Raw genomic sequence first — 7,494 nt, 5'->3', positions numbered from 1 at the left:
ACCCCCCGTCCCCCCCCCCTTAAAACACCGCGGGGGGGTGGGCCGCCCCGGGGCCCCCCCCACCCCCCCCCCCCCCCGGCGGGGGTGTGGGGGGGGGGGGGGGGGGGCCCCCCCCCCCCGACCTCGGCGGCGATAGGCCCCCACACCCCACCCCGCCAACCCCAAACCCACCCCAACCCCCCACCAGGGCACCCCACTTACCCCCCACCCCCTTGCCCGCACCCCAACTTGACGCGACCCTGTCACCACCCCAACACCTCCCCGCAACCCCCTCCCCCCACGATGAGCCCCGCACCCAACCCACCCACCCCGCCCAACACCCCCCCCACCCAAAAGGGAGTCCACATGCCCCGCAGCTACGCGCGTAACCCCCACCACCGCGCAGCGATAGGCACCGCCTCCACCCTCCTGACGGCCGTCACCCTGCTCACCGCCACCGCCATTGCCACCGCCCCCGCCGCCCAGGCCTCCCCGCCCACCCCGGTCACCGCCGCCACGGCCCGCACCTACCTCGCCCAGCTGACGGTCAAGGCGGAGGGCTCGTCCGACGGCTACAGCCGGGACAAGTTCCCGCACTGGATCACCCAGTCCGGCACCTGCAACACCCGCGAGACCGTCCTCAAGCGCGACGGCAAGAGCGTCCAGACGGGCTCCGACTGCGCGGCCACGTCGGGGAGTTGGTACTCCGAGTACGACGGCGCCACCTGGTCGGCCGCGGGCGACGTCGACATCGATCACGTCGTCCCGCTCTCCGAGGCGTGGAAGTCTGGCGCGTCCTCCTGGACGACGACCCAGCGCCAGGCGCTCGCCAACGACCTCACCCGCCCCCAGCTGATCGCCGTCACCGACAACGTCAACCAGTCCAAGGGCGACCAGGACCCGGCCGAGTGGATGCCGCCCCGCGCCGCGTACGCCTGCACGTATCTGCGGATGTACGTCCAGGTGAAGCACTACTACGCGCTCTCGGTGGACTCCGCGGAGAAGTCGGCGATCCAGTCGAAACTGAGCGGCTGCTGAGCGGCGGCCGAGCCGCACCGACCGCCTGCCGACCGACACCCGCCCGACAGCCGACCCCCAGCTGACCACCGCCGAACGATCGCCGGACGATCGCCGAGCAGCACTGAGCAACCGCCGATCAGCAACCCCGCACTCCCCACCCCCTCCCGGCGTTCCGTACGGTACGGACCGACCGACCAGGGCACGAGAAGCACGACGTGCGAGACGATGCCCGACGTCCCGGTCCGGCAGGTCGGGACGTCGGAGGAGCGGAGGAGCAACGTGGTGAGCCTGCGGCTGGGACCACTGCTGAGGTACGTGGACGAGGAGGCGGCGACGGTCTGGGTCGAGACGAGCCGCCCCTGCGTCGCCGAGGTGCGCTGCGCGGACGGCGCGTCCGGCAGCACGCACACCTTCCAGATCGACGGCCACCATTACGCCCTGGTGCCCGTCACCGGCCTCACGCCGGGCACCAGGACGGCGTACGAGGTGACGCTGGACGGCGTCACGGTCTGGCCGGAGCCGGACTCCCGTTTCCCGGCCAGCACCATCGCCGCACCGGCGTACGGGGCGGACGACCCGGTTCGGGTCACGTTCGGCTCCTGCCGCTGGGCCGCGCCGCCCGCCTCGGGCTCCTCCTGGCGCGAGCGGGGCCGGGACCTCGGCGGGGAGCGCGACCCCGTCGGCCCCGACGCCCTGGACACGCTCGCCGCCCGCCTCGCCGCCGACCCCGAGGCCGACCGGCCCGACGTCCTCGTCCTCCTCGGCGACCAGGTGTACGCGGACGAGACGTCACCGGCGACACAGGAGTGGCTGGCCCGCCGCCGCGACCTCGACGACCCGCCCGGCACCCAGGTCGCGGACTACGAGGAGTACACGCACCTCTACTACGAGTCCTGGCTCGACCCCGAGATCCGCTGGCTGCTCTCCACCGTCCCGAGCTGCATGCTCTTCGACGACCACGACGTCATAGACGACTGGAACACGAGCGCCGCCTGGCTGCGGGACATGCGCGCCACGCCCTGGTGGCAGGAGCGCATCCTGAGCGGCCTCATGTCGTACTGGGTGCACCAGCACATCGGGAACCTCCCTCCGGCCGAACTCGCCGCCGACCCCGTCTACGCGGCGGTGCGCGAGGCCCCGGACGGCACGGACGTGCTGCGCGAGTTCGCCGCCCGGGCCGACGCCGACCCCACCTGCGCCCGCTGGAGCTACCGCCGCGACTTCGGCCGCGTACGCCTGGTGATGATCGACACCCGGGCCGCGCGCGTCCTGGAGGAACAGCACCGGGCGATGCTCGACCCCGACGAGGAGCGCTGGGTGCGCGAGCAGACCCTCGCGGGGCAGGACGCCGACGGCGGCGCCTACGACCACCTCCTCATCGGCTCGTCGCTGCCGTGGCTGCTGCCGCACCTCATCCACGACGCGGAGAACTGGAACGCGGCGATGAGCCGCGGCGAGCGCGGTGCCCGCTGGGCGCGGCGCGGCGAGAAGCTGCGCAGGCGGGCCGATCTGGAGCACTGGCCGGCGTTCCCGACCTCGTTCGACACGCTGACGGATCTGGTGGCCGAGGCGGGCGGGGGCCCCGCCGCGCCCGCGACCGTCTCGGTCCTCGGCGGCGACGTGCACCACGCGTACGTGGCCGAACCGTCCTGGCCCGACGGGGGCCCGGCGCCCACCGCGCGGGTCCTCCAGCTCACCTGCTCCCCCGTGCACAACTCTATCCCGCGGTACATGCGGGGCGCGTTCCGTTTCGGCTGGAGCAGGCCGGGGCGGCTCCTCGGCCGCGGCCTGGCCCGGCACGCGCGCGCCGCGCTGCCCCGGATCCGCTGGCGCCGGACGGGCGGCCCGTGGTTCGGCAACCACCTGATGACGCTGACGCTGCGCGGACGGTCGGCGGACCTCTCCCTCGACCGGGCCGAGGAGGGGCGCGGCCTCGTCCGGACGGACCGGCGCACCCTCACGTGAGCCCGCAAGCGGAACCGGATCATGGCTGAATGTTGAACTTGCAAGTTCAAGTTAGGTTCTCCTAACCTGTGGGCTCTTCCCTCCGGCGGGGCCGGCGGCAGCGCGGCCGCCGACGCCACCGGAGCACTCGGTTACGTCCCCGACCGAACTGAAGGAGCCCCCCATGACCGGTCGCCTCGACCGCGCCCAGCCCTACGTCCTCGGTCTGTTCCGCATCGTCACCGGCCTGCTCTTCGCCTGCCACGGCGCCTCCTCGCTCTTCGGCGTCCTCGGCGGCTCCGCGAGCGGCACGGTGGCGGCGGGCGACTGGCCCGGCTGGTACGCGGCCGTGATCCAGCTCGTCGGCGGCGGCCTGATCGTGCTCGGCCTCGGCACCCGCGCCGCGGCGCTCGTCTCGTCCGGGTCGATGGCCTACGCGTACTTCAAGGTCCACCAGCCCGAGACCCTCTGGCCGATCCAGAACGGCGGCGAGGCCTCCGCGATGTTCTGCTGGGCCCTGCTGCTGCTCGTCTTCACGGGCTCGGGAGCGTTCGGCCTGGACCGGCTGTTCACCCCACGCGGCGACGGCGGCGAACGGCCCGAGGAGCAGGACACCCGCCCGGAACGCGCGACGGTCCCGGTCTAGCCCCCACCGGCCCGGACACCACTCGACGCCCTGCCCGACCCGAACACCGCTCCGCCCGGCCCGGACACCACTCGACGCCCCGCCCAGCCCGGACCCCGCCTGGCGTCCCGCCGGGACACCGCTCAGCGGCGCGCCCGGCCCGGACACATGACGACGTCCGCCCTCTCCACAGAGGGCGGACGCCGTCACCTCACCGCGCCCTCACTTCACGCCCCTCGCTCCCGACCGGGGAAGCCGGGAGCACCGGGGACGTCCAGTCAGCACCTGGGGATCTCCGGTCCGCTCCCCGACCGGGGCCGTCTCGACCCCCAGGGACGTCTCAACGTCCCGCGGACGTCTTGCCCCCGCGGCCGTCTCAGCACCCAGGGCCGTCTCAACGCCCCGCAGACGTCTTGGCCCCCACGGCCGCCCCGGCACCCGGGGCCACCTCGCCGACCGGAGCCGTCGCAACACCCGGAGCCGTCTCAGCACCCGGGGCCGCCCCGACGCCCGGAGACACCTCGACCCCCGTAGACACCTCGGCCCCCGGGGCCACCGTCGCCCCGGGGGACACCTCGGTACCCGGGGTCGTCTCAACCCCCGGGGACGCCTTGACCCCCGGAGAGGTCACCGCACCCGGCGCCCCGCCGGAGGCGAACGGCACCGTCACGCACCCCACCCGCTTCCCCGCCCCGCCCGGCGCGTCATGGATGACGACGGATCGCGCCTCACCGTCCCGCACCCCCCACGCCTTGCTGACCGTCGCCGTACCCACGCCCGCGGCGTCCGTCGTGAAGTCGAGCCACACCTCGTTCTCGGCGGTCGCCCGCTCCGGGTCGACCACGTGCTGGTAGTGCCCGCCCGCGGCGGCCGGGTCCGCGCCGCACGGCTTCTGGTGCACGTGCGCGCCATAGGCGTGGTCCGGGGCCAGCCCTTCGACGTCCAGGCTCACGGTCATGTTCCGGCCCTCGCCGCGCTGCTCGACCACGACCGTCGCCGCCGCGGGCACCAGCTTCAGGTCGTACGTCAGCGCGGGCGAGGCCACGAACGCCATGGGCGGGGAGAACGAGGCCGCGGCCCGCACCCAGTAGCTCTGCGCATAGCTCTCCGCGGTGCCGCCCGCCCCGCCACCGCCCGCCGCCAACACGGCCGCCGCGAGTGCGCCGGTCACCATCCCTGCCACCATGGCCCGCTCCTCCGTCTTCGCTCAGCTCACTACTGGCTCGTTCGTATGCGAATCGGTGCACGGGCGCCGCTCGGAACCGCGCACACGGGCGAACGTGAGATGGGGAACATCTGTACCTGTTGCGTCAATCGGGCGACACATCGGGCGTACGCTGTACAGCTGTCATACAGCCGCTCCTGTTCTGGAGGAACGGTCGGGGGATCGTCCGTACGGGAGTTGGCCAGCGGTGTTCGCAAGCCTGGGGTCACTGGCGGGAAGCCCATGGATCTACGCGATCGTGGCGCTCTCCGTACTCTTCGACGTCTTCGTCCCGGTACTGCCCAGCGGCGTCCTCGTGATCACCGCGGCGACCGCGGCCGCGGCGGGAACGGGCGCGGCGACGGGTGCCGTCCCGCACGGCGTCCCGGACCTGCTCGCCCTGACGCTCTGCGCGGCGACCGCCTCGGTCCTCGGTGACCTGGTCGCCTACCGCCTCGCCTGGCGCGGCGGCGAACGCCTGACCCGCGCCATCGCGCGCTCCCGCCGCCTGACGACCGCGCAGGAACGTCTCGGCGGAGCGCTCGCCCGCTCCAGCGGCGGCCTGCTGGTGATCATCGCCAGGTTCGCCCCGGCGGGCCGCTCGGTCGTCTCCTTCGCGGCCGGTTCCGCCCACCGCAGGGTCCGGGAGTTCCTGCCGTGGTCCGCCCTGGCGGGCGTGGCCTGGGCCGCGTACAGCGTGGCCCTCGGCTACTTCGGGGCGCAGTGGCTCGGCGCGAGCTGGCTCTCCACCGTGGTCTCCCTGCTCGCGCTGGTCGGCGCGGGGCTGGTGGCGGCGTACGTGATGCGCCGCCCGGTCCCGGAGCCTCAGGAGGCCTGAGCCGCCCGGGCGGCGCCCCGCACCTCCAGTCCGTCGAGGAGGGCGGCGGTCGCGCGGGCGATCTCGTCCACGGCCTGCTCGAACACCTCTCTGTTGTGCGCGGCCGGCGCCCGGAACCCGGACACCTTCCGCACGTACTGCAAGGCTGCGGCCCTGATCTCCTCGTCGGTGGCTTCCTCGGGGAGGGCGGGCGGGCGAAGGGTCTTGATGCTGCGGCACATACCTCCAGTCTGCCGCCGCCCACCGGTCCGCTCACACGTTCGCGTGAACCGCCCGGCCGCACTCGCCTCTCGAATTCGAACAGACGTACCATTGCCGGGTGGCAGCGACCGATGATTCCGACTTCGATTTCCCGAGCGACCTCCGCGCCGGCCAGGAGGAGCTGCACCAGATCCGGGCCGAGCTCCTGGCCCTCCTCAAGCGGCTCCCCTGGTCCGTGACGCCCCACGAGGCGATCAGCGACACGCAGGGCTGGCGCAAGCTGGAGCGCCCCGCCTCACCGGGCTGGACCGACGACGAACAGGCCGAGGTCGAAAAGCTCCGCCGCCGCGAGCTGGAGCTGTCCGTCTTCGTGACCTGCCACCGCTACTGGACCAACCTCTCAGGCCCCGACACAGTCCGCGGCCGAGCCCGCCTCAAAGGTGTACACCGCGCGGACGAGGATGGCACTGATAGGCACTAGGTGTATTGACCCGCAGCGTTGTTGACGCGGTTGATCGGTGGGTGGCCGCCAAGTGCGGTGTGGCAGCGGTGGTGGTTGTAGGTGTGGAGGAAGTCTGCCAGGGCTGCTGTTCGTTCGGTGTTGCTGGTGTAGGGCCACAGGTAGGCCCACGCATCGAGCAGGGTGCGGTTGAAGCGTTCGACCTTGCCGTTGGTCTGTGGCCGGTAGGCGCGGGTGAGCTTGCCTCTCGCGCCGAGGTCGGCCAGGGCCTGCTGCCAGGCGAAGCTCTTGCGGTAGGGCCAGGCGTTGTCGGTCAGCACGCGCTCGATGTGGTCAATGCCGTGGGCGAGGAAGAAGGCTGCGGCCCGGCGCAGGAAGGCGGCGCAGGTGGCGGCCTTCTCATCACCGTGGATCTCGCTGTAGGCGAGGCGGGTGTGGTCGGCAACGGCGGAGTGGATGTAGTCGAAACCCATGCCGCTGCGGGTGGCCCGGCCGGCCTGGCGGCCCAGGACCTTGTGGCCGCCGCCGTCGGGGATCCGGCCGAGTTTCTTGACGTCGACGTGGACGAGTTCGCCGGGCTTCTCACGTTCGTAGCGGCGGATGAGCTGGCCGGTGAGCCGGTCCAGGAAGGCCAGGCGGTGCAGGCCGTGCCGGACCAGGATCCGGTGCACGGTGGAGGCGGGCAGGCCCAGGATGGGGCCGATACGGGCGGGGCCGAGCTTCCGGTCCTGGCGCAGGCGGCGCACCTGGTCCTCGACCGTCGCCGGGGTGCGGTGCGGCGTCGTGCGGGGCCGGCTGGAGCGGTCGTGCAGCCCTTGCTCGCCCTCGGCCCTCCAGCGGCGGACCCACTTGTGGGCGGTGACCCGTGAGATGCCCATCTCGGCCGCGACGTGCGCCACGGGACGGCCGGTGTGGACACGCTCGATGAGCAACCGCCTGCCGTGAACGGTCAGCCGGGCATTACGGTGGGACACGAAGACCTCCGTGTGGTGCAGTCCTAGACAGCTCCACCACACCGGAGGTCTTCGCCATGATCAAGCCCCATCGGCGTTAACAACGCTCGTGATCAATACACCTAGGGCGGGGCTGGCCCGCTCGCCCGGTTCCGCGTGCTTGCGTGGCGCACGCTTGGCCTCGCCACGCCCCATGCCGCCATGGATCATAAAGAAGGGCACCACCGCTGGGAGCTTACCGGCCGAAATGCTCCGCCATGCTTACTCCGA

The 7,494-nt window shown here is 72.8% G+C and carries 8 protein-coding genes; 5 read left to right on the top strand and 3 right to left on the bottom strand.

All coding sequences use genetic code 11. From position 1 onward, the window contains the following. Window positions 1-345: 345 nt before the first annotated feature. From ACIBW6_RS14605 to ACIBW6_RS14595, 3 genes are all read left to right on the top strand, one after another. Window positions 346-1,017 (top strand): HNH endonuclease family protein, encoded by a 672-nt coding sequence (locus ACIBW6_RS14605; protein WP_399059628.1) that lies wholly within the window; start codon window positions 346-348, stop codon window positions 1,015-1,017. Between the two features lie 261 nt (window positions 1,018-1,278). Continuing rightward, a complete protein-coding gene (locus ACIBW6_RS14600) occupies window positions 1,279-2,964 on the top strand; it encodes an alkaline phosphatase D family protein (protein ID WP_399059708.1) in 1,686 nt (561 codons plus the stop codon). A gap of 163 nt (window positions 2,965-3,127) precedes the next feature. Beyond that, complete coding sequence (locus ACIBW6_RS14595) at window positions 3,128-3,589, top strand: DoxX family protein (RefSeq protein WP_399059627.1); 462 nt, start codon at window positions 3,128-3,130, stop codon at window positions 3,587-3,589. A gap of 373 nt (window positions 3,590-3,962) precedes the next feature. On the opposite strand, the gene ACIBW6_RS14590 is transcribed toward ACIBW6_RS14595, so the two are convergent. After that, complete coding sequence (locus ACIBW6_RS14590; protein WP_399059626.1) at window positions 3,963-4,754, bottom strand: superoxide dismutase family protein; 792 nt, start codon at window positions 4,752-4,754, stop codon at window positions 3,963-3,965. 226 nt (window positions 4,755-4,980) lie between these two features. Here ACIBW6_RS14590 and ACIBW6_RS14585 point away from each other — a divergent pair, with 226 nt between their 5' ends. Next, window positions 4,981-5,610: a DedA family protein gene (locus tag ACIBW6_RS14585; RefSeq protein ID WP_399059625.1), complete on the top strand. Its 630-nt coding sequence runs from the start codon at window positions 4,981-4,983 to the stop codon at window positions 5,608-5,610. Here ACIBW6_RS14585 and ACIBW6_RS14580 read toward each other — a convergent pair. After that, window positions 5,598-5,831: a DUF2277 domain-containing protein gene (locus tag ACIBW6_RS14580; protein ID WP_399059624.1), complete on the bottom strand. Its 234-nt coding sequence runs from the start codon at window positions 5,829-5,831 to the stop codon at window positions 5,598-5,600. The genes ACIBW6_RS14585 and ACIBW6_RS14580 overlap by 13 nt on opposite strands. Before the next feature lie 98 nt (window positions 5,832-5,929). On the opposite strand from ACIBW6_RS14580, the gene ACIBW6_RS14575 reads away from it, so the two are divergent. Then, window positions 5,930-6,292, top strand: coding sequence for a hypothetical protein (locus ACIBW6_RS14575; protein WP_399059623.1), 363 nt, complete (start codon window positions 5,930-5,932; stop codon window positions 6,290-6,292). Here ACIBW6_RS14575 and ACIBW6_RS14570 read toward each other — a convergent pair. Beyond that, window positions 6,289-7,245 carry an IS481 family transposase gene (locus ACIBW6_RS14570; protein WP_399059622.1) on the bottom strand — a complete coding sequence of 319 codons (957 nt, stop codon included), beginning with the start codon at window positions 7,243-7,245 and terminating at the stop codon, window positions 6,289-6,291. The genes ACIBW6_RS14575 and ACIBW6_RS14570 overlap by 4 nt on opposite strands. Window positions 7,246-7,494 lie beyond the last annotated feature (249 nt).

Origin of the sequence: Streptomyces sp. NPDC049813 (assembly GCF_044465085.1) — a bacterium.
In the GTDB taxonomy this organism is placed as follows: Bacteria; Actinomycetota; Actinomycetes; order Streptomycetales; family Streptomycetaceae; genus Streptomyces.
Note: the sequence above shows the minus strand (reverse complement) of the source record. Positions and strands in the feature narration are given on the sequence as shown.

Excerpts from the sequence above, each read along its gene's own strand:
- ACIBW6_RS14595 (WP_399059627.1), top strand. The coding sequence starts at position 3,128 with ATGACCGGTCGCCTCGACCGCGCCCAGCCCTACGTCCTCGGTCTGTTC.
- ACIBW6_RS14590 (WP_399059626.1), bottom strand. The coding sequence starts at position 4,754 with ATGGTGGCAGGGATGGTGACCGGCGCACTCGCGGCGGCCGTGTTGGCG.
- ACIBW6_RS14580 (WP_399059624.1), bottom strand. The coding sequence starts at position 5,831 with ATGTGCCGCAGCATCAAGACCCTTCGCCCGCCCGCCCTCCCCGAGGAA.
- ACIBW6_RS14605 (WP_399059628.1), top strand. The coding sequence starts at position 346 with ATGCCCCGCAGCTACGCGCGTAACCCCCACCACCGCGCAGCGATAGGC.